Below are 21,844 nucleotides of genomic sequence, written 5' to 3' on the forward strand. Positions count from 1 at the left end.
TACACACGATCTACTTTGCTCCAGCCCAGGATCCAACGCCGTTGCGAGTGCCGGTCTTGGTGTCCGAAGCCTCAGGCCAGCCGATATCCTTCTGCAGTTCGATCGGCAGGGAGCGGATGGCGCGTTCAGTCTGGTAGCGGGCGCGTGCCGCGCTGAATTCAGTCGCGATGCGACCGAGGGACGACAGGATAGACATTTCATTCTCCTTTGGTGGCGGGCCGGAGACATTCCGGCCTTTGGTGTGGGGGCTTACACGTGGCGTGTTTCAACCCCATTTCATGTCGATTGCAGGCCTGTGACGTGGTCGTTTCGTGGCTGCTTGTGGCAGGAACCTCACTCGACGGAGTTGACTATCCTCCTGATCCGGTGTTCAATCAAACGAAATGGAATGATGTTTTGTATCAGAAAAATTGAAGGTCGCTTCCCATGAACGCCCCGCTCAATCATCCACTGCCGCTCCTCGATCTCGACGTTTTGCGCACTTTCGTGGCGATTGCCGAGACCGGCAGCTTCACCACTGCCGCCAATGCCGTCTTCCGCACACCGTCCGCGGTCTCCATGCAGATCAAGAAGCTGGAGGACATTCTCGGTCGTTCGGTGTTCGCGCGCGATGCGCGTTCCGTGTCGCTGACCACGGATGGCGAGATGCTGCTCGGCTATGCCCGCCGGCTGCTGTCGATCAACCGCGAGGTGGTGTCGAAGTTCATCATTCCCGAGATTGTCGGGGTGGTGCGGCTCGGCTCGCCGGATGATTACGGCGAACGCGTGCTGCCGCATGTGCTGAAGCGTTTCGCGCAGTCGCATCCCTCGATCGCCGTCGACGTCACCATCGACCAGAGCAGCAATCTGCGCCGGCGCATGGACGACCGGGCGCTCGACATCACACTTCTTACCAACTCCTACAAGACCAGCGCGCTCGGCGCCGAGGTGCTTTTGACCGAGCCGATCGTCTGGGCGGGCGCCAAGGGCGGCTGCGCGCATCTGCGCGAACCGCTGCCGGTGTCGTTGTGGGAAGAGGGCTGCGCCTGGCGTGCCGGCGCGCTCGAAGCGCTGGGACGCGAGGGCCGCAACTACCGCGTCGCCTATATGAGCGCACACACGGCCGGCCAGCGCGCCGCGATCATGGCCGACCTCGCGGTCGCGCCGCTGCCGCGATCATTCCTCGGCAACGACATGGTCGAGCTCTGCCCCAAGGACGGCATGCCCGATATCGGCACCTACAACCTTGCCATGGTGGTGGCGCCGGACGCCAGCGCGCCGGTCAAGGCCGTCGCCGACCACATCCGCGCGACCTTCGAAGTGTTCCGGGAAACCGGCAAGTTCTGATCTGTCGTCGGATCGAAAGCGCTACTCCGCCGCCTCGGCGGAGGGCGCTTGAAATCTCGTTTTCCTATCTTGCCTGACCGGTGAGAGGCTCTCGCCGAGGAACGTGACGATGTGCTGTCGCGCGCGTCGCGATTCCGGCATGTCGATCAATGGCCATGCATGGAACATGCCTTCCTCGTGGACGACATCAACCTCGACACCCGCTTCCCGCGCCTTTTGCGCGAAGATCAGATTGTCGGGCGTCAAGAGATCGCGCGAGCCGGTCAAAAGCAGCGTTTTCGGCAGCACCGACAGGTCGCCATAGATCGGGCTGATGTGCCAGTCGCTGCGGTCGATGCCGGCGCTGTACATGCGGATTGCTTCGAGACCGCCCGGGATGCCGAGCCAGGGGTCGTTGCGCTCTGCCTCGAACAGCTGGGGGTTGGAAAGCGACATGTCGAGGCCGGGCGAGATAAGCACGTGGCGCGAGGGCAGGGGCAAGCCTTCTTCGGCGGCCATCATTGTCAGCACCACCGCCATGTTGCCACCGGCGGAGTCGCCCATGAAGACGATGTCTTCCGCCTCGGCCTCGTCGAGCATCTGGCGATAGACGTCGCCGACCATGCCGAACATGGCGTGGAAATCGTGCTCCGGGGCGATGGGATAGATCGGCACCGTGATGCCGTAGCCCAGCCGGTCGGCCATTTCGGCAATCAGGCGCCAGTGATAGGGCGTGATTTCAAAGACATAGGCGCCGCCATGCAGGTAGAGAATCCGCTTTTGCTCGCCTGCTCTTGGTGCGACTTCGTAGACCGGAAATCCGTCGATGGTACGTGTCTGGATGTGAAAACGCTGATGCAGCGAGGCCGGCGGACGGTGATCCTCGGTCTTGCGCGCGGCCGCTATCCAGCGCTGCAGGTTTTCCGGGCTGGCAAACGCCTTCTTGCGGCTGTACCTGAGCACGAAGGACACGACGTGGCTTTTGAAACTTGGCATGCGGATACACGAACTTCGGCTGCAGCCGACTAAGAGAAACCTCCACTAGCTCCGAAGATCGTACGCTCACCCGAAATGTCAAGTTTTGCGCTCTGTCCACACGGCGGTGTGATCGGCGCCGCCGACGTCAGCGGCGCGGCAAAAAGGCCGCGCGCAGCCGGTTGCTGGTGGCAGCCAGGGATTTCCGAGATCCCCGGCGCCTGCCGAGCAATTTGCATTTGTCGGCAAAGGTCATCAGCGCGCCGTGCCCAGAAGCAGCGACGTGAGCGCGGCCTGCGGATCGCTGGGCGGCGATGCCGGCCAGCCAATGTCCTTCTGGACATGCGCCGGCAGGCTGTTCAGCGCGCGGATCGCCTTGTTCCTGGCGTGGTTCTGCCTGATGGTCACACCGAAGCGGCCGAGATTTTCGAACATCGACATTTTCATCTCCCTTGAAGAACGGCGGAGGCCGAGGATTGTCCTCGGCCGCCGTTCGATGCGGGGTAAATGCGCCTGCCATGTATCGGATGGATTTCGCGAAAACAGCGGTTTGGTTTCCAGATCGGCTCGATCCGGAAACATTTGCAGGCAAATGAGTTTGAAGTTCGAGATGGCCTGTGAAGGTCGCGTCTATTCGCGGCTACGCCTTGCCGCGTGGCCTTCGCGCGAGCGTCGGCGCGGCGTGGCGTCGCCGGCGATGCCGTCCTCGCTCACCGTCTTGCGCGGCGGCAGTTTCACCGCCGCCGACAGTTTCGGGAACGGGTCGACCTTGTTGGGCAGCGCCATGGCGTAGACGAAATGCTCCTGGAATTTCGGTTCCAGTGCGGTCTCGATCTTCTCGATCTGGCTCACCGTCTCCTCGATCTCGCGGCGATAGCCACGGTTCAGGAGCGCCATGCGCGCACCAGCACCCGCGGCGTTGCCGACGGCGGAAACCTTGTCGAGGTCGCAATCGGGGATCAGGCCCAGCACCATGGCGTATTTCGGATCGATGAAGGAGCCGAAGGCGCCGGCGAAATGGATGCGGTCGACATGCTCGGTATTCTGCTTTTCCATCAAAAGCTTGGTGCCGGCATAGAGGGCTGCCTTGGCGAGCTGGATGGCGCGCACATCGGTCTGGGTGATGGTGATCTTCGGTTCGCCTTCCTTCAGCACATAGGAGAAGGTGCGACCATTGGCGGTGACGCGCGGAGAGCGCGCGGCAAGCGATCCGTCGACAACGCCATCCTCCGAGATGATGCCGGCGAGATACATCTCCGCCACGATCTCGATGATGCCGGAGCCGCAGATGCCGGTGACGCCGGTCGCCTGCACGCTGTCGAGGAAGCCGGGCTCATCGGACCACAGTTCCGAGCCGATGACGCGGTATTTTGGTTCCAGCGTGTCGGGATCGATGCGCACGCGCTCGATGGCGCCGGGGGCGGCACGCTGGCCGCCGGAGATTTCGGCGCCCTCGAAAGCCGGACCGGTCGGAGAGGAGGCCGCCACGACCCGCGCACGGTTGCCGAGCACGATCTCGGCATTGGTGCCGACGTCGACGATCAGCATCATCTCGTCCTGGCGATGCGGGCCTTCCGACAGCGTCACCGCCGCCGCGTCGGCGCCGACATGGCCGGCGATGCAGGGCAGCATATAGAGGCGCGCACCCTGGTTGAGCTTGAGGCCGATGTCGGAGGCCTTGATACGCACCGCACCCGAGACGGCGAGTGCGAAGGGGGCGCCGCCGAGTTCGGTCGGATCGATGCCGAGGAACAGATGGTGCATGATCGGATTGCCGACGAAGACGGAATCCAGAATGTCGTTGCGCTGGACATTGCCCTCCGCGCAGACCTTGTCGACGAGACTGGAGATCGCCTCGCGCACGGCCACCGTCATGCCTTCGCGGCCGTCCGGGTTCATCATCACATAAGAGACACGGCTCATCAGATCCTCGCCGAAGCGGATCTGCGGGTTCGAGGTGCCGGACGAAGCCGCGACGCGGCCCGACAGCAGCGACACCAGATGCATGGCGATGGTGGTCGAGCCGATATCGCAAGCCAGGCCATAGGCCTCGTTCTTGAGGCCCGGCCACAGCGCGATGACGCGCGCTATATCGCTGTCGGCGTCCTTGTGGATGGCGGCGGTCGCGGTCCAGTTGCCCTTGCGCAATATGCCTTGCACCTGCGGCAGCAGGTAGAAGTCGAATTCGAGGTTTTTGAAGCCCCAATCCTTCATCAGCGCGATCTTCAGCCGGTCAAGGTCGCCGAGCGGCTTGTGCATGTCGGGCTCTTCGATCTCGACATAGCACATGCGGATCGCCGTATCGCGGGCGATCACCCTGGTGTCGGCATCCTTGCGGATGGTCTGCGCGTTGATGACCGTGTCCTGCGGCACGTCGATGACGAGGTCGCCGAGGATCTGCGCCGAGCAGGAGAGGCGACGCCGCTCAGGCAGGCCGCGCACGCGCTCGTAGCGCTCTTCCTTGGGTCCCTTGGGTGAGATGTGGTCGTTGGAGGAGACGATCTTGTGCTTGGCGAAATTGCCTTCCTGCACCTCGATCTGGCAGCGCCCGCACGTGGCGCGGCCGCCGCACACGCTCTCGACATAGACGCCAAGCTGACGCGCGGCATCGAGCACCGGCGTGCCGACGGGAAACCGCCCGCGCTTGCCCGACGGCATGAACAGCACGAGTGGATCGGTAATGTTGGCAGGCGAGTTCATGCGTACACGTGTCTCGGAAGGGATTGTCGATACCGTTTAACGGATCGTTTCACTATTGGGCGGACTGTCTGATGGTCCAGAGGCCAATCATGTCCGATCTCCTGCTGTCCAGCATATTCACCGCTTTTACCATGGTGCGGGTGCTGAAGGGGCCGTGGCTGCGCAATCCGCAATATCTGGCCAGCGGAATTCTCGGTGCGATTGTCGCGGTGCTGCTGCTCAACGGGCTGTGGCCCGCCTATGACGATGACTTCGTCATAGGCGGCGTGACCGGCATATTCGGATCGTGGGCGGGAATGGCGTTGTTCGACGCCATATTGGGCGTCGCCTGACCGCAAAGCAGACGCGTCCGACCGCATCGATGATGCGATCGGTCCAGCGTGGTTTGCAGTCCGGTTCACGATTGCGCGCTTACCCCCGACCCATGCGGGCTTCACGGCCGCCGCGGCGGCGACCGCCATTGCCGCCGCCTTCGCCGGGGGCGTTGACTGCCGTTGGCGCCGCGACCGCATGGCCGCCTTCGGCCGGCTTGTAGTCCTTGTAGGTCCTGATCCAGTTGGTGCAGTTCTCGTCGGTGCCGTTGAGCACATTGGCGCCGCGCACGGCTTCCATTTCCTGCGGACGCACCGGGTTCATGATGGCGCTGGTCATGCCGGCGCCGATCACCATCGGGATGAAGGCGGCGTTGATGCCATGACGATGCGGCAGGCCGAAGGAGATGTTGGACAGGCCGCAAGTGGTGTTGACCTTGAGCTCTTCGCGCAGCCGGCGCAGCAGAGCGAACACCTGGCGACCGGCATCGCCGAGCGCGCCGATCGGCATGACCAGCGGGTCGACGACGACGTCGTGCGCCGGAATGCCGAAATCGGCGCAGCGCTGGACGATCTTCTTGGCGACTGCGAAGCGCACGTCCGGATCCATCGAAATGCCGGTCTCGTCATTGGAGATGGCGACGACCGGGACGTTGTATTTCTTGATCAGCGGCAGGATGGCTTCGAGCTTTTCTTCCTCGCCGGTGACGGAATTGACCAGCGGGCGGCCTTTGGCTACCTTGAGTGCCGCCTCGATCGCGGCGGTGACCGAGCTGTCGATCGACAGCGGCAGGTCGACGAGGCCCTGGACGATCTCCAGTGTCTGCACCAGCAGCGCCGGCTCCGTGGCGTTGGGGTCGACCGCGGTGACGCCGGCATTGACGTCGAGCATGGTGGCGCCGCAGGCGGCCTGTTCCAGCGCGTCCTTGATGACGGTCTCGAAATTGCCGGCGACCATCTCGGCGGCGAGCTTTTTGCGGCCGGTCGGGTTGATGCGCTCGCCAATCACGCAGAAGGGCTGGTCGAAGCCGATGATGATTTCTCGTGTCGCCGAGGCAACGATGGTCCGGGTCATGAAATCTCTCCGTCGTGATATAAAGAGTTCTTTATATCGTTATCTCTTTTCGATCAAGCGAATGGTGATCCTCCGCGCGGATCAATGCGCGGTCTTCACCATATCCACCTGGGTTTCGGTAATCTCGTCGTGCAGGATGTGGTCGAGCCGGTCGGCAACCATCTGGTCGTCGCGACGGATTTCGCGCTTCCAGGGCTGGCGGCCCTTCAGCACGCCCGATTCATCGACGATCTCGGCGACATATTCCTCCTGGCGGTAGGCCATCACATGGACGCCCGAGATCCCAGGGATTTCCTTCACCTCGTTGATGATGTCGATGCAGAGCTGCTTGCCTTCCTTCTTCTGATCCTGCGCGCCTTCCAGCCGCTTGATGACGGCATCCGGGATGTGGATGCCAGGCACGTTGGAGCGGATCCACTTGGCGGTCTTGGCCGAGGCAAGGGGACCGACGCCGCACAGGACGAACACTTTTTCGGTATGGCCGAGATCGCGCGCCTTCTGCATGAAGGTCCTAAACATCGGCACGTCGAAACAATACTGCGTCTGCACGAACTGCGCGCCGGCGGCGATCTTCTTGCCGAGATGGATCGGGCGGAAGTCGAAGGGCGGCGCGAACGGGTTGACGGCAGCGCCTAGGAAGACCTGTGGCGGCGTCGTCAGCTTGCGGCCGGACAGGAACTTGCCGTTGTCGCGCATGATGCGGATGGTCTCGAGCAGCGACATGGAATCGAGGTCGAACACCGGCTTGGCGCCGGGCTGGTCGCCGGCCTGCACGCCATCGCCGGTCAGGCACAGCATGTTAGCGACACCCATGGCGGCACCCCCCAGCACGTCGCCCTGGATGGCGATCCGGTTCTTGTCGCGGCAGGCGATCTGCATGATCGGGGCATAGCCCATGCGGGTCAAAAGCGCGCAGATACCGACCGAGGACATGTGGCAATTGGCGCCGGAGGCATCGACGGCGTTGATGGCGTCGACCCAGCCGTCGAAGATCTTGGCCCGGTTGTAGACGTCCTCGGGATCGGCGCTGTCGGGGGGATTGAGTTCGGTCGTCACGGCGAATTCACCGCGCCGCAGCACACGCTCCAGCCGGCCGCGGGACGAATGGCCGGGCAGGGGATCGAGCGGCAGGTGAATGCCGGCCGGGTTCTCGTCGCGCTGACGGGCGCTCATGCGGCGGCTCCGGTCTTTGGTGCGGCGGCGGCTTCACGGGCGGCAGCCGCCTGCGCGGTGACCCGCAGCCAGGCGGAGGTTTCACGCAGCGACTGGTCGACCGGCTTCTGCACGGCCAGGATCTTGTCGGAGTTGACCATGTTCTGCGAGCCTTCCCAGGCCTTGACCCAGACGCAGGGCATATCGGGCTCGACCTCGCAATTGCCATTGGCACGCACGCCACCGCAGGGGCCGTTGCGCAGCTGCTTGGGGCAATTCATCGGGCACGACATGCCGGTCGACGACAGGATGCACTGGCCGCACATGCGGCAGTCGAACATGAACCCCTTGACGCGCTTCTCGACGAATTTGATCGGAGCCTCGACGCGGCCGTAGCCGATGCCTCTCCACAGAGGATGGAGGAGCAGAAACATGTCGGCGAAGCGGGAATAAAACCATTCGAGCAGACGCGAATGCCGGATCGACCATAATCTCACCGCGAAGGAGCGCTGCACGCGCCGCTGCGGCGACACGTCGGCCGGCTTGTAGTCGGATTTCGGCGCAGCCTTCTTGACCAGGGTGGCCTGGGTAACCGTCGGCCCATCGTTTTTGACAGGAGTGGTCTCAGACATTTTCTTTGCCCCCCGCCTTGACCAGAGCGACCAATCTTTCACGGTCATATTTCGTGTCGAGGTCCTTGAAAGCCTTTTCGACCTCGGCTTCGAGATCGTCGCCGACCGGAACCGGATCGGCCTTGCGCCATTCGGCCAGATAGTCGTCGGTACCGCCGGCGCCGGTGCGCATGGCGCACATGTCGATGGCTTCGGTGAAGCGCAGCGGCAGCTCGCGCTTGGCATTTTGCCGGCCCTTCTTGACGATGACCTGGGCAGGGATGTCGCGCCAGTAGACGACGATAAGATCGGCCATGAATTCTCGCTCCTCGATCTTAGAGCATTGCCGGATGCGCAATGGACCCGCTTGTTATGGGACGACGCGCGCGCATTCAAAAGCGACGCATTTCAATGTCGTAAAATGAAAGGCGTGTTTATTCGTTCGCGGGGCGCACCGGCGGCAGGGTCGGCGTGCCGAAAAGCCGTCTGGCCCTGTGCGGCTCCGGGCTGATGAGACCTACCAGATTCCGGTTCTGAGGCCGGTCCAGAGGTAGAACCAGATCGTCGGATGATACCATTGTTTGGAAGGCAGGCCGGGATCGATCGTTGTGAGTTTTCCGGCCAGTGCATCGCTGACGGCCTCGATGCAGATATCGCGCGAGAACGCCGCCTGGCGGAGCGCGTGACTGGAGATGGTGTCGCCTTTTTCCGGTCTGCCGCGTGCCTGCTTCAGCACGCCGCCAGTGTCGACGCCAGCGTCGACGAGGTGGATGGTCGTGCCGAAATTCTGCGCGTCACCGGATGCCAGGGCCCAATAGCCGCCATTCATGCCGCGATATTTCGGCGTGATGCCCGCATGGTAGTTGAGCACCGGGCAGGGCATTTTGCGCAGCATCTCGGCCGAGATCAGTCGGCAACCGTTGAGCAGCACGACGCCTGGCTGGATCTTCTGGATCGCCTGCAGGCACTCAGGCCCATTGGCCGAGGCTACGTGGATAATCTCCTGGCCTGGTCGTGGCTCAACCTCCAGTCTCTCCTCGGCAATCAATCGCGCGCTATGGCCGGCCCGCAGCCGCTTGCCCAACCTGCTCAGCACCATCGTGCCGAGCTGGCCCATGGCCGAGACCCAGCCTTGGCGGCGAGCCCGACCACGCAGCAATTGCTTTTTGGATTCAGGGGTTTCGAGGATGACGCTGACAGGACCAACGCGATCGGCGATCGCGTTGATCATGGCCCAGACATGCTGGCCGCCGCCGGTCACGACGACGATCGACGCGCTGGTTGCTACCGGTGAAGACATGGCCCGCTTTCCTGCCTTGCACGCGGCCAGCTGCCGCATGCTGGCCGGATTTGTGCCGGAACGGGGTTAAATCTTGATGACCACGCTCAGCGCTTGAACTCGATGATGTCGAGCTTCGATTCGTAGTAGGGCGCGGGAAGTTCGACGCGCCATTCGCTGGCACCGGTGCGGAAGGCATAGCCGACCTGGTCGGTTTGCGGACCGCTGCCATAAGGTTTTGCCCGATCGTTGTTGACGGAGCCGGAGCCGAGATAGATGGCGCGCTTCTCGCCATCGTCGAAAAAGCGGCCCTGGGTTCGCTGCGAACCGCTGATCTTTTCCAGCCGCCAGCCGGAACCGTCGTCGGTCACCTTGCACTTGAACCAGCCATAGATGACGAGCGGGCTCAAACCGCCTGCCTTGATGGTGCGGCACTTCCAGTTGCCGGTCAGGTCCTTGTCGGAGAACGACACCAGCGGCTTGGCCAGCAAGGCATCGAGTTGTTTGACCTCGGCCGGGCTGCCCGCTTTCGCCTCGGCGAGCGCCGCCTTGCGCGTCTCGCCATATTTGTCGAGGCGGACCTTGTCGGCGGGCGTGATCAGCTTCTGTACCTGGCCGTCGGCAAGGGCGGGCAGGGTGCAGCAGAGCAGGCCGATGGCGGCAAAAAGGGGACGAAGGATCATCTGGAACTCCCTGAGTCTCTAAAATGGCAGTCGATAAAAATGGCAGTTGATGTCTGGAGCGGCGCCGTTGCCGGCCGATGACTGACCTTATCGGGTCGCTCGCGCCTGTCATCCGTGCTTAACAGCGTCGCCGTCAAAAATCATGGTGCGACGCATGCGAATCTTGCTCACGGGATCGTCGGGTTGGCTGGGTAGCGCGCTGGCGCCGCGGCTCCGCGCGCTTGGCCATGAGATGATTGGCCTCGATCCTGTTCCTTCGGTGGAAACGCAGGTGATCGGCTCGATCGCCGATCGCGATCTGGTCATGCGGGCGGTCGGGGATAATCGAATCGAAGCCATCATTCACAGCGGCGCGCTGCACAAGCCCAATATAGAGAGCCGCGCCAACAGCGATTTCGTCGCCACCAACGTGCAAGGCACGCTGAACCTTCTCGACGCCGCGGTGGCGAGCGGCGTGCAGCGCTTCGTCTTCACCTCTACCACCTCGCTGATGATCTCGCAGGCAATACGCGACGGCTTCAAGGGGGGTGCGCGCAAGGCCGCCTGGCTGACCGAGGCGATGTCGCCCGAACCGCGCAACATCTATGGCGTGACCAAGCTTTCGGCCGAACATCTCTGCCGCCTCTATCATCTGCAGCATGGCTTGCCGGTGGTCGTGCTGCGCACGGCCCGCTTCTTTCCCGAAGCCGACGACATGGCGCATGCGATTGAACAATCAGATGCCAACACCAAGGCGAACGAATTGCTGTTCCGCCGGCTGACCGTGGAAGACGCGGCGGAAGCCCATGTCGCGGCATTGGAGAAAGCGCCGCAGCTTGGCTTCGACATTTCTATCGTCTGTGCGCCGACACCGTTCCGGCCTGATGATTGCGCCGAACTGATCGCCGATGCGCCGTCGGTGGTCGCGCGCTATTTCCCGGACTTTCCGGCGCTCTACGCGCAAAAAGGCTGGACGATGTTTTCCTCCATCGACCGCGTCTATGATGCCTCGCGGTTGCGGGAGAGGCTCGGCTTTGTCTGTAAGACGAGCTTTGCCGATGTGCTGGTGGCGCTAAGGGCGGAGAATGGGCCAGGCTAGCGCAATCGCGATCAGGCGACCTTCGCTGCCTGCGCCATTTCGACCGTCAGGTCGCCATAGCCGGTCGCGCGCCGCTCATAGGCAAGGCCGAGCAGGGCGGCGGCCTTTTCCGCGACCTTGTCGAGTTCCGGGTCGTCGGTCTGGGCCAGATAGACCAGCTTTTCGTAATTGCCGAAATAGTCCTTGATCAGTTCCGGGTGCTTGTCGAGGCCGAGCGGCTTCATGAAGAATGCATCGAACTGGCGGCACAGGAAATCCGTCATGTAGAAGGACATCATGTCGTCGTCGGCGATCTTCGCGTAGGCTTCCATGCCTTGATAGAAGGCGAAGCAGTGCGGGCCGGCCATGCGCTCGACGCCATGCTTCTCGATGACGCGGTCGAGCAGGCCACCGGTGCCGCAATCGGCATAGCCGACGAAGATGTGCTCGTACCCTTCCGTCTTGGCCTTCTCGATCGCTCTGTCCATGGCGGGTGCGATGCGGTCGGGATAAAAATGAAACTCGGCCGGCAGGCAGGTCAGTTCCAGGTGATCCAGCCCGAGCTGTTCCTTGACGGCCAATACCTCACGCGCAATCATCCCACAGGCGATGACAAGCAACCTGTCTGTTTGATTCGGTTTCGTTTTTTGCGTCTTGACCAAGTCGAGCGGCTTTCGCTGCGGGGCTAATTTACCTGTCGAGGGAGACACCGTCCATGAAACTGCTACGTATCGCGCCGATGGCTATCCTTGCCTGCGCACTTGCACTCACCGCCTGCGCCAACACCATTCGGGGTGTCGGCAAGGATGTCAAATCGACGGCGAGAGCAGTCAAAGACACTGTCGCCAACTGATCGGCTGCCTCGTCTATCATCTGGGAACAAAAAAGCCGCGCTGCAAGGCGCGGCTTTTCTTCTCGGTCATCCTGATGCCTTGGGTCAGGCCGAAGCGCGGACATTGTGCTTGCGCTTCATGAAGTCCTTGGCGGTCTCGACGGCTACCGCAGCATCGCGACAATAGGCGTCGGCGCCGACGGCCTTGCCGAATTCCTCGTTGAGCGGCGCGCCGCCGACCAGCACGACGTAGTCGTCGCGGATGCCCTTTTCCTTCATCGTGTCGATGACGACCTTCATGTAGGGCATGGTGGTGGTCAAAAGCGCCGACATTCCGATGATGTCGGGCTGATGCTGCTCGATCGCATCGAGATATTTCTCGACCGCATTGTTGATGCCGAGGTCGATGACGTCGAAGCCTGCGCCTTCCATCATCATGCCGACGAGGTTCTTGCCGATGTCATGGATGTCGCCCTTGACGGTGCCGATCACCATCTTGCCCTGCTTCGGCGCTCCGGTGGCGGCGAGCAGCGGGCGCAGGATAAACATGCCGGCCTTCATGGCGTTGGCGGACAACAGCACTTCGGGAACGAACAGGATGCCGTCGCGAAAATCCTCGCCGACGATGCGCATGCCTTCGACCAGCGCCTCGGTGAGCACCTTGTAGGGTACCCAGCCGCGCTCCAGCAGGATGCGCGTGCCTTCCTCGATCTCTTCCTTCAACCCGTCATAGAGATCGTCGTGCATCTGCTGCACCAACTCGTCGTCGGAAAGTTCAGAAAGGATGATCTCGTCGTCGGACATTTTTATCCAGCTCCTCACGGCATCGCGACTGTGTCGCAAGGCACAAAATATTAGCGTTCATACCTAACCCGCAACGGGCGGCTATCCATAGCTGATTTGCGACTTCCCGCAAAAGGAAAGCGACTGGAAAATCTATTGGTTTTCTTGTCGATTTTGCGACAGGCGTTGGCGCGGACGGGCCGTTTCGAATAGGGTGCATGGCTACGATCCGGCGAAAGCCGCGCCATGCGGCCACAACGGCTACGGACCAGCCATCGTCAGGCCAGGCCATATTCAGGGAAGAGCGATCATGAGCGAACACGCGGCAGTCGACCAGGAAGCGTCAAACGCGCGGCGTGGGCGAGGCGCGAGCGGCGGAGCGGCGGCAAGGCGCGCCGCGCGTTCCGGCGGCGGACCCGGTACCCAACTCACCTACATCAAGCGCAAGATCAACATCTATGAGGTGCTCGACGAGGAAGGCCTCGCCCTGATCGAGAAAAACACCGACACGGTGCTCGAAGAGATCGGCATCATTTTTCGCGATGACGCCGAAGCGCTGCAGCTTTGGAAAGAGGCCGGCGCCGACGTCAAGGGCGAGCGCGTGCATTTCCCGAAGGGTCTTTGCCGTTCGCTGCTGAAGACCGCGCCGTCCGTCTATACCCAGCATGCCCGCAATTCCGAGCGCTCGGTGCAGATCGGCGGCAATGCTACTGTCTTTGCGCCGGTCTATGGCCCGCCCTTCGTGCGCGACCTTAACGGTGTCAGGCGCTACGCGACGATCGAGGATTTCCAGAATTTCGTGAAGCTCGCCTATATGGCACCGTCGATCCACCATTCGGGCGGCACGGTGTGCGAGCCGGTCGACGTGCCGGTCAACAAGCGCCACCTCGACATGATCTATTCGCACATAAAATACTCGGACAAGCCGTTCATGGGCTCCGTGACCGCGCCGGAACGCGCCGAAGACACCGTTGCCATGGCCAAGCTCGTGTTCGGCGACGATTTCGTCGAGAACAACACGGTGCTGACCAGCCTGATCAACGCCAACTCGCCGATGGTGTTCGACGAAACCATGCTGGGCGCGCTGAAGGTTTATTCGCGCCACAACCAGGCCTGTATCGTCACGCCGTTTATCCTTGCCGGCGCGATGAGCCCGGTGACGGTCGCCGGCACGCTGACGCAGGTTCTGGCCGAAGTGCTGGCCGGCGCATCGTTCACGCAGCTCATCCGGCCTGGCGCGCCGGTGCTGTTCGGCACCTTTGCCTCGTCGATCTCGATGCAGTCGGGCGCGCCGACCTTCGGCACGCCGGAGCCGTCGCTGGTGTCTTATGGCGCTGCCCAGCTCGCACGCCGCCTCGGACTGCCGTTCCGCACCGGCGGTTCGCTCTGCGCGTCCAAGGTTCCGGATGCGCAGGCGGCCTATGAAAGCGCCAACACGCTGAACTCGACGATCCTCGCCGGCACCAACTTCGTCCTCCACTCGGCCGGCTGGCTCGAGGGCGGGCTGGCGTCCTGCTACGAAAAATTCATGATGGACATCGACCAGCTCGGCATGCAGCAGAAATTCTCCGAAGGCGTCGACCTGTCGGAGAACGGCCAGGCGATGGACGCGATCCGCCAGGTCGGCCCGGGCAGCCACTATCTCGGCTGCGACCACACCCAGGCCAATTTCCAGACGGCCTTCTACCGCTCCAGCATCGCCGACAACAATTCCTACGAACAGTGGCTGGCCGAAGGCGAGAAGACCGCGCCGCAGCGCGCCAATGAGCTCGCCCGCCGCTGGCTGGAAAGCTACGAGGCGCCGCATCTCGATGCGAGCATCGACGAAGCCCTGAAGGAATTCATCGCCAAGAAGAAGGGGTCGATGCCCGACGCCTTCACTTGAAAGGAGCCCGAGTCAGGCGGGGCTAAAGTCGCCAACATCATCCACAAGGAAGTCTGGCGGAGCGCCTTCTCCGACCCGGACAAGAAGGGATGATTCTGTGCGCGGCATGATCGAAGAGATCACGGCCGCGCTCGGCGCCAATGGCCTCATCCTGCGTGGCGGCTTTGTTTTCTCTGATGGCGAGGACGCCCCTCACGGCGCCTCGGGCGCGCCGGCGAAATCCGTGCTGCTGGTGGGGCAGGCGGGAGCTACACCCTGGCCGCATTTCCTGCGCTGGCGCGAACAGCAGCCGTCGACAATCGCCAATCCGCTCGACAGCTGGTCGCGGCAGGTCATTGGCGATGTGGCGGAGGCATTTGGCGCGCGCTCTGTTTCTCCCTCCGACAAGCCCTATCTGCCGTTCCAGCAATGGGCTGTTCGGGCAGAGGGGCTAAAACCGTCGCCGCTCGGCATCCTCATGCATCCGCAATACGGGCTTTGGCATGCCTATCGCGGCGCGTTGCTTTTCGAGGACGAGATCGCGCTTCCGGAGCAGGGCGAGGCAATTCATCTTTGCGACGCCTGTGTCGAGAAACCCTGTCTGAAATCCTGTCCCGTCGATGCCTATTCCACGGAAGGCTTCGCCTACCGGGCCTGCCTGGCGCATGTGCGGAGAGGGAATGGCGAACCGTGCCGGAGCGGCGGCTGCCTCGACCGCAACGCTTGTCCCTATGGCACGGAATATCGCTACCCGTCTGATATCCAGGCCTTCCATATGGCGGCATTCGCCGGCCTGTGATCATCACGCGATGCTGCACGAAATGTTGACGGATACTTCTAGGGAATGCCTTGCCGTGGAAGGTCGCGTGGATATGTATCGCGCATCTGACAAATGGAGCAGGCAATGACGAAGCATGACCTCAGGATCAAGACCCGTGACGGGGTGGCGAAGGCGGGCCTGTTCCGCTCGGCCAAGACGTCCCCTGGCAAGGCCGGCGTCATTCTCTACCAGGATGCCTTCGGCCCGCGTCCGGCGCTCGACGGCATGGCCGAGCGGCTGGCGGGCGAAGGCTATGCGGTGCTGGTGCCGGACCTGTTCCATCGCAATGCGCCCTATGGTCCGTTCGACGCCAAGACTGCCTTCACCGAGGAAGACAGCAAGGCAGCGCTGATGGCGCTGGTCGCTGGCACGACACAGCAGATGACCATCAGCGACGGCGAGGCCTTTCTCGATGCGCTCGCCGGCGAAGGCATCACGGGTCCGATCGGGACCGTCGGTTATTGCATGGGCGGCGCACGGGCGCTCAACGCGGCCGCGGCCTACCCGGACAGGATCAGGGCCGCCGCCAGTTTCCATGGCGGCAATCTCGCCAGCGATGCCGCCGACAGCCCGCACCGCAAGGCGGCATCCATCAAGGCGAGGGTCTATGTCGGCATGGCCGGCGTCGACCGGAGTTTCCCACCGGAGCAGTCGACACGGCTGGAGGAGGCGCTGCGCAATGCCGAAGTCGACCACGCCATCGAGAACTATGTCGGCATGGCGCATGGCTGGTGCGTGCCCGACCACAGCGTCTACAACGAAGCCGGCGCCGAACGGCATTGGCGAAGGCTGATCACGCTGTTTGCCGAAACACTCGGGTGAAGCTTCCGCCTGCCTGGCACCTTTTCCCGGTAGAACGGGGAGGAGGAAGAGGCGGTGCGTAAAAAATCTTTGCATCACCCCAAGGATTAGCCATTAGCCTTCGTCCAACAGGCAAATGATGGCGATGATGCTGGATGAGAGCGAAGCCTCCGACGCCGAACTGATCGGGCGGGCGAAGGGCGGAGACAGGGGTGCCTTCGGCAAATTGCTGGAGCGCCACTACGACTTCGTCTATCGCGCCGCCTATCGCTGGTGCGGCAAGAAGGCGGATGCCGAAGACATCGCCCAGGAAGTCTGCGTCCGGCTCGGCAAGGCGATCCGCGACTATCGCGGCGGCGGCGCCTTCACGACATGGCTCTATTCCGTGACGATGAATGCGGCGCGCGACATGATGCGCAAGACCGCGCGCGAGACCGTGAAGACCGAGGCCTATGGCGTCCATGCGCTGATTTCGGGCGAGGCCCCGGCCGAGAGCGAGGATCCGGCCGAGGCGCTGTGGACCGCGGTGCGGCAGCTTCCGGACAAGCAGCGCGACGCCGTACTGCTGGTCTATGGCGAGGGCTTGAGCCATGCGGCCGCCGCCGAGGCGATGGCGATCTCGGAGACGACGGTTTCCTGGCACATCCATGAAGCGAAGAAACGGCTGAAGGCGCTGATGCGTTCAGCCGGGGAAGTGTGACCATGGTCGACGACAACGAACTCAACAGACTGCGCGATATCGCGGCACCGGCGCCGGGTGAGAGCGCGAAGGCGCGCGCCTTCGAAGCCGCCCTGCGTGCCTATGATGAGGAAAATATTTCTGCCGTCACCCAAGGATCGGTCGGCGGCCTTCGTCTCACAGAGCGAGCACAAAAGCTCTGGAGCGAGATCATGCAAAAGAAACTCATCGCCACGCCGGCTCTTGCCGGGCTCGTCGCCCTGCCGATCGCCGGATACGCCACCTTCCATCTGCTGAGGGAACAGCCGGCCAAATTCGGCGGCGACGAAAAGATCACCGAGACGCTGGCCGACAAGCCGGCGACGTTGAAGCCGGCCGAGCCGAAGCAGGCTCCAACCGAACTGGCGAAGGACAAGAAGGCCGACGCGGATGTCGAAAGCCGCGACGCGACCGGCGTGCTTGTGGCGCCGGCGTCGCCGCCGAAATCCGAAGCCGCCCAGGCCGGCGGCACAGCTCAGCAGACTGCCAATGAACGCGCGGTGGTGGCCGAGCCGGCACCACCGGCGCCAACGGGTGAATTCGCGCTGAATAGCGCCGCGCCGAGCACGTCGCGGCTCGCCCGCGCGCCGGCTGCCGAGTCCAAGCTGATGGCGCCGCAGCCGACCATCGCGCCGGCGGATCAGATCGCGCCGCAGGAGGAAAACCGCAACCGCGTCCAGGATTTCAAGACCAATCCGGTGCATGCGGCGCTGGAAGATCCGGTCTCGACGTTCTCGATCGATGTCGACACGGCCTCCTATTCCTTCGTGCGCCGCTCGCTGAAGGAAGGTGCGGTGCCTCAGGCCGACACGGTCCGTGTCGAGGAGATGATCAACTACTTCCCCTATGACTGGAAGGGACCGGATTCGGCGTCGACGCCGTTCAACTCGACCGTCAGCGTCATGCCGACGCCGTGGAACGGGCACACCAAGCTGATGCATGTCGCCATCAAGGGCTTCGACATCAAGCCGACCGAACAGCCCAAGGCCAATCTGGTCTTCCTGATCGACGTTTCGGGCTCGATGGACGAGCCGGACAAGCTGCCGCTGCTCAAGTCGGCATTCCGGCTGTTGGTCAGCAAGCTCAGGGCCGACGACACGATCTCGATCGTCACCTATGCCGGTGAAGCCGGCACCGTGCTGATGCCGACCAGGGCTGCCGAGAAGGACAAGATCCTCAATGCCATCGACAATCTGCAGCCGGGCGGTTCGACGGCCGGTGAGGCCGGCATCAAAGAAGCCTACAAGCTTGCCCAGCAATCCTTCGTCAAGGACGGCGTCAACCGGGTGATGCTGGCCACCGATGGCGACTTCAATGTCGGACAGAGCGACGATGATGATCTCAAGCGCCTGATCGAGCAGGAGCGCAAGAGCGGTGTCTTCCTGTCGGTGTTCGGCTTCGGACACGACAATCTGAACGACCAGATGATGCAGACCATAGCCCAGAACGGCAACGGCACCGCCGCCTATATCGACACGCTGGCCGAGGCGGAAAAGGTGCTGGTCGAGGATGCCTCCTCGACGCTGTTCCCGATCGCCAAGGACGTGAAGATCCAGGTCGAGTTCAACCCCAACAAGGTCTCGGAATACCGCCTGATCGGCTACGAGACCCGGGCGCTCAACCGCGAGGACTTCAACAATGACCGCGTCGATGCCGGCGATATCGGCTCGGGCCATTCGGTCACCGCGATCTACGAGATCACGCCGAAGGGCAGCGGCGGCGATCAGATCGATCCGCTGCGCTATGGCCAGGCCACGGTCAACAATGGCGGCGTCGCCAATGCGGACGAATATGCCTTCGTCAAGATCCGCTACAAGCTGCCGAACGAGGATGTCTCGAAGCTGATCACCACGCCGGTGACCTCGGCCAACGAGGTGGCGTCCTTCGACCAGGCCAGCACCGACCAGCGATTCTCCGTCGCGGTGGCTGCCTTCGGCCAGAAGCTGCGCGACGAGGATGCGACCGCGAAGTTCGGCTACGACAAGATCATGGAGATTGCCACTGCCGCCCGAGGAGCCGACCCGTTTGGATACAGGTCCGAGTTCCTCTCGCTTGTGCGCCTTGCCTCGGCGCTGGGCGGTAACCGGTAGTGGCGATGACGGCCGGTTTCCTTCGGATGGGATCGTTCTGACAGGGGAAACCGGCCCACGGGCGGGTGAGGCAGGCCGGCGAGGGGTCATTCCCTTGCCGGCCTTTTTTTTGGATCCGTCGATGTTCAGGTGAGGCCGGCCTGCAAACGATGGTTTCCTGCGCTTCCGGTGCTCACGTACCCAAAAGTACGCTCCGCTCCGGTTCTCGGAACCCATCGTTTTCGACTCGGCCTGACCTGAATCTCAACGGATCCTGGCGCAAGCGTTAACCGGCATGATCGTTAAATTGCGCGAGATTTCCGGTACCGGATCGCAATTTCCTGTTGCTACACCGGACTTGTTTACAGGGCTTGAGGGAGCCGGAATTGCAGATCAGGACTATCGCCAACTCGCCGCCGCCGGTGCGGGACGCTTCGACGGTTTCATCAGCCCCATCGGCCGAATCCAGACGCATCAGCGACGATGTCGCGCAGGCGCGTCACACCGCCATGTCGGCGCTGACCAACGACCGCTTCCGCGCCATGCTGGAACAGATCACCGATCCGGCTTCTTCCGGCGCGCTGATGACGATGCGCGGCGACAATGTGGTCGACTTCAAGTCGGCGCAGTCGAGCTACGCCGACAACAGCGAATAATCGAAATCCTCAGGCCCGGCTGCGGCGACGCTCGCGGCGGGCTTCGCTGGTTTCGGCGGTGTTTTCCGTCGCCACCTTGTTGCGCATCGGACCGATGCGCTCGACGATCGTCTCAACCGTCGGACGACCCGCCATGGTGTGGGCGTCGAGCGCCTTGCGCATGGCGGCGAGGTGCTGGAACGAAGTGCCGCAGCAGCCGCCGACAATCTTGGCGCCGGCATCGACGGCGAGGCGAACATAGTCGGCCATCAGTTCCGGCGTGCCGGAATAATGGATCTCAGTACCGCGGAATTCCGGAATGCCGCAATTGCCCTTGACGATCACCGTCGCCTGCGGCTTCGCCTCGGTCATGTCGAGCAGCGAGGCCAGGATGTCTGAAGCGCCGACGCCGCAATTGGCGCCAACGCCGAGCGGTGCTTCGGACAGCCCGTCAACGACACCATGGATGTCTTTCGGCAGCAGGCCCATCATGGTGCGGCCGGCTGTGTCGAAGGAGCCGGTATAGGTGTAGGGGAGGCCGACGCGGATGGCGGCTTCGGCGGCGGCGCGGATCTCGTCGGGCGCCGACATCGTCTCGATCCAGGCGACTTCGGCGCCGCCTTGCTTGAGGCCCTCGATCTGCTCGGCAAAGGCGTCGACAGCTTCGTCATAGGTCATGGCGCCAAGCGGCACCAGCAATTCGCCGGTCGGGCCGACGGAGCCGGCAACGATCACCTTGCGGCCGGCCTTGTCGGCGACGGCGCGGGCAATCTCGGCGGCGCGCTTGTTGAGCGCTTGCACGCGATCCTGCGCATGGTGGAGCTTCAGCCGGTGGCGGGTGCCGCCGAAGGAATTGGTCAGGATGATGTCCGCGCCGGCATCGACGAAATTCTGGTGCAGGCTGGTGATGGTGTCGGGCGCTGTCTCGTTCAGCAATTCCGGCGCCTCGCCGGCCTCCAGGCCCATCGCGAACAAATTGGTGCCGGTGGCGCCATCGGCCAGCAGCACGCCCTTTTCAGCCAGCAGGGCATCGATCGGATTGGTGGTGGTCATCGGATTGGCTTTCGTGTTTCAAATTCGAATAAGGATATAAAGAAGTCTTTATGTCTAGTCAATGATTTGTGGCGGCCTCGGCAATGCGAATGGCGTGGCCCTCGACCATGTCGGGGTCCAGCAATCGAATGACCATGATTGCCGTCGATCAGACAGAGCCTGACGGGAACGACATGCCGGCCAGATTGCGGGCGAAGGCGGCGGCCTCGTGCGGATTGACGTCGGCGGCGCGGATCAGATTGTCGAAATGCTGGGTCAGCGCCTGGACCGGCTGGGTGGCGTTCAGCACGACATACATGTCGCCGACATAGATGGCGGCGCGATAGGGGCCGAAGATGGTGAGCGGGATCGAATAGCGCATGCGGCCGTCATAGAGAAACAGCCGGAAGGTCGGGTAGAGATCTTCGAGCAATGTCGCCATATGGGCGAGCTGCTGCCGGCGGTCGGCCTCGGGAAAACGATCCCACACACCGAGGCCGCGCGCGAAAATCTCCAGCGTGTGGCGCGGCATGCAGACTTCCATGTCGGTTTCCGGGCGTCGGTTGTATTCGATGCGGTATTGCGTCTCGCTGGCCTGTGCCAGGCGGCTCCTGTTGGTGATGTTGGCCTCGTAGTCGACCAGCGCGCGGGTCCGCAGCAGATCGGGAATGCCTGCGGGCACGTAGCGGATCTTGGTGCCGGCTGCCTCGGCGAACCATTTGGCGAGCAGCGTGCGGTCGAAACCGTCGGGCGCCTCCTCGATCTCCAGGCTTTCGCGAATTTCGCCGGTGACGCCTTCGTCCTGGCTGAGGCCGAGCAGCCAGTCCAGCGACACTTTGAATTCGGCGGCGATGTTGAGCAGCGTTTCGGCGCGCGGCAAGCGCGTCGAGGCGCCCGACATCAGCTGCGACAACGCCGAGCGGTCGATGCCGACTGCTGACGCGAAGGCCGACTGATTGAGGTCGGATCGTGTCAGGAGCAGCTTCAGACGCTCCCGGAAAATTGCTGACAGATCGCGTTTGTCCATCGTCCGCTTCTCCGAATCTTGAGGAAAAATTTGCGCCGAAACCGTCCACCGAGGTGCCTCAGGCGTAAATGAATCCCTAAGCGTGTTTACAATGTGTAACATGTGCAGTCAAAAA

At 62.7% G+C, this 21,844-nt stretch carries 24 protein-coding genes; 10 read left to right on the plus strand and 14 right to left on the minus strand.

Features of this window, described 5'->3' with window-relative positions:
- Window positions 1–10 precede the first annotated feature (10 nt).
- A complete protein-coding gene (locus tag D3242_RS05875; protein WP_032930657.1) occupies window positions 11–196 on the minus strand; it encodes a hypothetical protein in 186 nt (61 codons plus the stop codon).
- Window positions 197–426: 230 nt separating this feature from the next.
- On the opposite strand from D3242_RS05875, the gene D3242_RS05880 reads away from it, so the two are divergent.
- Window positions 427–1,326, plus strand: coding sequence for a LysR substrate-binding domain-containing protein (locus tag D3242_RS05880; RefSeq protein ID WP_010910020.1), 900 nt, complete (start codon window positions 427–429; stop codon window positions 1,324–1,326).
- Between the two features lie 21 nt (window positions 1,327–1,347).
- On the opposite strand, the gene D3242_RS05885 is transcribed toward D3242_RS05880, so the two are convergent.
- From D3242_RS05885 to D3242_RS05895, 3 genes are all read right to left on the minus strand, one after another.
- Complete coding sequence (locus tag D3242_RS05885; RefSeq protein ID WP_064984031.1) at window positions 1,348–2,301, minus strand: alpha/beta hydrolase; 954 nt, start codon at window positions 2,299–2,301, stop codon at window positions 1,348–1,350.
- Between the two features lie 234 nt (window positions 2,302–2,535).
- Window positions 2,536–2,721 (minus strand): hypothetical protein, encoded by a 186-nt coding sequence (locus D3242_RS33875; protein ID WP_027046953.1) that lies wholly within the window; start codon window positions 2,719–2,721, stop codon window positions 2,536–2,538.
- Between the two features lie 189 nt (window positions 2,722–2,910).
- Entirely contained in the window at window positions 2,911–4,980 is a 2,070-nt protein-coding gene (locus tag D3242_RS05895) for an ASKHA domain-containing protein (RefSeq protein ID WP_010910017.1), read from the minus strand.
- 89 nt (window positions 4,981–5,069) lie between these two features.
- On the opposite strand from D3242_RS05895, the gene D3242_RS05900 reads away from it, so the two are divergent.
- On the plus strand, window positions 5,070–5,312 hold the full coding sequence (locus tag D3242_RS05900; protein ID WP_223217719.1) for a hypothetical protein: 243 nt from the start codon (window positions 5,070–5,072) through the stop codon (window positions 5,310–5,312).
- A 79-nt stretch (window positions 5,313–5,391) separates the two neighbouring features.
- Here the strand turns inward: D3242_RS05900 and D3242_RS05905 are convergent, their stop codons facing one another.
- The 6 genes from D3242_RS05905 to D3242_RS05930 all read right to left on the minus strand — a co-directional run bounded on the left by D3242_RS05905 (window position 5,392) and on the right by D3242_RS05930 (window position 10,091).
- Window positions 5,392–6,366 carry a methyltetrahydrofolate cobalamin methyltransferase gene (locus tag D3242_RS05905; RefSeq protein WP_019858705.1) on the minus strand — a complete coding sequence of 325 codons (975 nt, stop codon included), beginning with the start codon at window positions 6,364–6,366 and terminating at the stop codon, window positions 5,392–5,394.
- Window positions 6,367–6,447: 81 nt separating this feature from the next.
- Window positions 6,448–7,539 (minus strand): methylenetetrahydrofolate reductase, encoded by a 1,092-nt coding sequence (locus tag D3242_RS05910; protein ID WP_010910014.1) that lies wholly within the window; start codon window positions 7,537–7,539, stop codon window positions 6,448–6,450.
- Window positions 7,536–8,150: a methylenetetrahydrofolate reductase C-terminal domain-containing protein gene (locus D3242_RS05915; protein ID WP_038647388.1), complete on the minus strand. Its 615-nt coding sequence runs from the start codon at window positions 8,148–8,150 to the stop codon at window positions 7,536–7,538. The genes D3242_RS05910 and D3242_RS05915 overlap by 4 nt, the downstream gene beginning before the upstream one ends.
- A complete protein-coding gene (locus tag D3242_RS05920; RefSeq protein ID WP_019858703.1) occupies window positions 8,143–8,445 on the minus strand; it encodes a virulence factor in 303 nt (100 codons plus the stop codon). The genes D3242_RS05915 and D3242_RS05920 overlap by 8 nt, the downstream gene beginning before the upstream one ends.
- 201 nt (window positions 8,446–8,646) lie before the next feature.
- On the minus strand, window positions 8,647–9,429 hold the full coding sequence (locus D3242_RS05925) for a formyl transferase (protein ID WP_027046952.1): 783 nt from the start codon (window positions 9,427–9,429) through the stop codon (window positions 8,647–8,649).
- Window positions 9,430–9,515: 86 nt separating this feature from the next.
- Entirely contained in the window at window positions 9,516–10,091 is a 576-nt protein-coding gene (locus D3242_RS05930) for a DUF4893 domain-containing protein (RefSeq protein WP_019858700.1), read from the minus strand.
- Between the two features lie 154 nt (window positions 10,092–10,245).
- On the opposite strand from D3242_RS05930, the gene D3242_RS05935 reads away from it, so the two are divergent.
- Window positions 10,246–11,169, plus strand: coding sequence for an NAD-dependent epimerase/dehydratase family protein (locus tag D3242_RS05935; RefSeq protein ID WP_064984035.1), 924 nt, complete (start codon window positions 10,246–10,248; stop codon window positions 11,167–11,169).
- 11 nt (window positions 11,170–11,180) lie between these two features.
- Here D3242_RS05935 and D3242_RS05940 read toward each other — a convergent pair whose 3' ends face one another.
- The gene (locus D3242_RS05940) at window positions 11,181–11,810 is read right to left on the minus strand and encodes a DUF1638 domain-containing protein (RefSeq protein ID WP_038647385.1); all 630 of its coding nucleotides are present in this window, start codon (window positions 11,808–11,810) and stop codon (window positions 11,181–11,183) included.
- A 53-nt stretch (window positions 11,811–11,863) separates the two neighbouring features.
- Between D3242_RS05940 and D3242_RS05945 the strand changes: the two genes are divergently transcribed.
- A complete protein-coding gene (locus tag D3242_RS05945) occupies window positions 11,864–12,001 on the plus strand; it encodes an entericidin A/B family lipoprotein (RefSeq protein ID WP_081296086.1) in 138 nt (45 codons plus the stop codon).
- Window positions 12,002–12,085: 84 nt separating this feature from the next.
- On the opposite strand, the gene D3242_RS05950 is transcribed toward D3242_RS05945, so the two are convergent.
- The gene (locus D3242_RS05950) at window positions 12,086–12,784 is read right to left on the minus strand and encodes a corrinoid protein (RefSeq protein WP_027046950.1); all 699 of its coding nucleotides are present in this window, start codon (window positions 12,782–12,784) and stop codon (window positions 12,086–12,088) included.
- A gap of 289 nt (window positions 12,785–13,073) precedes the next feature.
- Here D3242_RS05950 and D3242_RS05955 point away from each other — a divergent pair, with 289 nt between their 5' ends.
- The 6 genes from D3242_RS05955 (at window position 13,074) to D3242_RS33455 (ending at window position 19,691) form a co-directional block, all read left to right on the plus strand.
- Window positions 13,074–14,648 carry a trimethylamine methyltransferase family protein gene (locus D3242_RS05955; RefSeq protein ID WP_019858696.1) on the plus strand — a complete coding sequence of 525 codons (1,575 nt, stop codon included), beginning with the start codon at window positions 13,074–13,076 and terminating at the stop codon, window positions 14,646–14,648.
- Between the two features lie 97 nt (window positions 14,649–14,745).
- The gene (locus D3242_RS05960) at window positions 14,746–15,426 is read left to right on the plus strand and encodes a 4Fe-4S dicluster domain-containing protein (protein WP_064984038.1); all 681 of its coding nucleotides are present in this window, start codon (window positions 14,746–14,748) and stop codon (window positions 15,424–15,426) included.
- Window positions 15,427–15,531: 105 nt separating this feature from the next.
- Complete coding sequence (locus tag D3242_RS05965; RefSeq protein WP_027046949.1) at window positions 15,532–16,269, plus strand: dienelactone hydrolase family protein; 738 nt, start codon at window positions 15,532–15,534, stop codon at window positions 16,267–16,269.
- Window positions 16,270–16,387: 118 nt separating this feature from the next.
- Window positions 16,388–16,948, plus strand: a complete 561-nt coding sequence (locus D3242_RS05970) for an RNA polymerase sigma factor (RefSeq protein WP_027046948.1) — start codon at window positions 16,388–16,390, stop codon at window positions 16,946–16,948.
- A 2-nt stretch (window positions 16,949–16,950) separates the two neighbouring features.
- Window positions 16,951–19,056, plus strand: coding sequence for a vWA domain-containing protein (locus D3242_RS05975; RefSeq protein ID WP_064984039.1), 2,106 nt, complete (start codon window positions 16,951–16,953; stop codon window positions 19,054–19,056).
- Window positions 19,057–19,421: 365 nt separating this feature from the next.
- Window positions 19,422–19,691 carry a hypothetical protein gene (locus D3242_RS33455; protein WP_064984317.1) on the plus strand — a complete coding sequence of 90 codons (270 nt, stop codon included), beginning with the start codon at window positions 19,422–19,424 and terminating at the stop codon, window positions 19,689–19,691.
- Between the two features lie 9 nt (window positions 19,692–19,700).
- On the opposite strand, the gene bmt is transcribed toward D3242_RS33455, so the two are convergent.
- Both bmt and D3242_RS05990 read right to left on the minus strand, forming a co-directional pair.
- Window positions 19,701–20,723 carry a betaine--homocysteine S-methyltransferase gene (gene bmt / locus D3242_RS05985; protein WP_064984041.1) on the minus strand — a complete coding sequence of 341 codons (1,023 nt, stop codon included), beginning with the start codon at window positions 20,721–20,723 and terminating at the stop codon, window positions 19,701–19,703.
- Between the two features lie 148 nt (window positions 20,724–20,871).
- Window positions 20,872–21,729, minus strand: a complete 858-nt coding sequence (locus D3242_RS05990) for a helix-turn-helix domain-containing protein (RefSeq protein WP_064984043.1) — start codon at window positions 21,727–21,729, stop codon at window positions 20,872–20,874.
- Window positions 21,730–21,844 lie beyond the last annotated feature (115 nt).

The sequence above is a fragment of the Mesorhizobium jarvisii genome (assembly GCF_003601985.1).
Lineage (GTDB): Bacteria > Pseudomonadota > Alphaproteobacteria > Rhizobiales > Rhizobiaceae > Mesorhizobium > Mesorhizobium jarvisii.

Bases quoted from the DNA above. Each gene is read 5' to 3' on its own strand.
- D3242_RS05875 (WP_032930657.1), bottom strand. From the start codon at position 196: ATGTCTATCCTGTCGTCCCTCGGTCGCATCGCGACTGAATTCAGCGCG.
- D3242_RS05880 (WP_010910020.1), top strand. From the start codon at position 427: ATGAACGCCCCGCTCAATCATCCACTGCCGCTCCTCGATCTCGACGTT.
- D3242_RS05885 (WP_064984031.1), bottom strand. From the start codon at position 2,301: ATGCCAAGTTTCAAAAGCCACGTCGTGTCCTTCGTGCTCAGGTACAGC.
- D3242_RS33875 (WP_027046953.1), bottom strand. From the start codon at position 2,721: ATGTCGATGTTCGAAAATCTCGGCCGCTTCGGTGTGACCATCAGGCAG.
- D3242_RS05895 (WP_010910017.1), bottom strand. From the start codon at position 4,980: ATGAACTCGCCTGCCAACATTACCGATCCACTCGTGCTGTTCATGCCG.
- D3242_RS05900 (WP_223217719.1), top strand. From the start codon at position 5,070: ATGTCCGATCTCCTGCTGTCCAGCATATTCACCGCTTTTACCATGGTG.
- D3242_RS05905 (WP_019858705.1), bottom strand. From the start codon at position 6,366: ATGACCCGGACCATCGTTGCCTCGGCGACACGAGAAATCATCATCGGC.
- D3242_RS05910 (WP_010910014.1), bottom strand. From the start codon at position 7,539: ATGAGCGCCCGTCAGCGCGACGAGAACCCGGCCGGCATTCACCTGCCG.
- D3242_RS05915 (WP_038647388.1), bottom strand. From the start codon at position 8,150: ATGTCTGAGACCACTCCTGTCAAAAACGATGGGCCGACGGTTACCCAG.
- D3242_RS05920 (WP_019858703.1), bottom strand. From the start codon at position 8,445: ATGGCCGATCTTATCGTCGTCTACTGGCGCGACATCCCTGCCCAGGTC.
- D3242_RS05925 (WP_027046952.1), bottom strand. From the start codon at position 9,429: ATGTCTTCACCGGTAGCAACCAGCGCGTCGATCGTCGTCGTGACCGGC.
- D3242_RS05930 (WP_019858700.1), bottom strand. From the start codon at position 10,091: ATGATCCTTCGTCCCCTTTTTGCCGCCATCGGCCTGCTCTGCTGCACC.
- D3242_RS05935 (WP_064984035.1), top strand. From the start codon at position 10,246: ATGCGAATCTTGCTCACGGGATCGTCGGGTTGGCTGGGTAGCGCGCTG.
- D3242_RS05945 (WP_081296086.1), top strand. From the start codon at position 11,864: ATGAAACTGCTACGTATCGCGCCGATGGCTATCCTTGCCTGCGCACTT.
- D3242_RS05950 (WP_027046950.1), bottom strand. From the start codon at position 12,784: ATGTCCGACGACGAGATCATCCTTTCTGAACTTTCCGACGACGAGTTG.
- D3242_RS05955 (WP_019858696.1), top strand. From the start codon at position 13,074: ATGAGCGAACACGCGGCAGTCGACCAGGAAGCGTCAAACGCGCGGCGT.
- D3242_RS05965 (WP_027046949.1), top strand. From the start codon at position 15,532: ATGACGAAGCATGACCTCAGGATCAAGACCCGTGACGGGGTGGCGAAG.
- D3242_RS05970 (WP_027046948.1), top strand. From the start codon at position 16,388: ATGGCGATGATGCTGGATGAGAGCGAAGCCTCCGACGCCGAACTGATC.
- D3242_RS05975 (WP_064984039.1), top strand. From the start codon at position 16,951: ATGGTCGACGACAACGAACTCAACAGACTGCGCGATATCGCGGCACCG.
- bmt (WP_064984041.1), bottom strand. From the start codon at position 20,723: ATGACCACCACCAATCCGATCGATGCCCTGCTGGCTGAAAAGGGCGTG.
- D3242_RS05990 (WP_064984043.1), bottom strand. From the start codon at position 21,729: ATGGACAAACGCGATCTGTCAGCAATTTTCCGGGAGCGTCTGAAGCTG.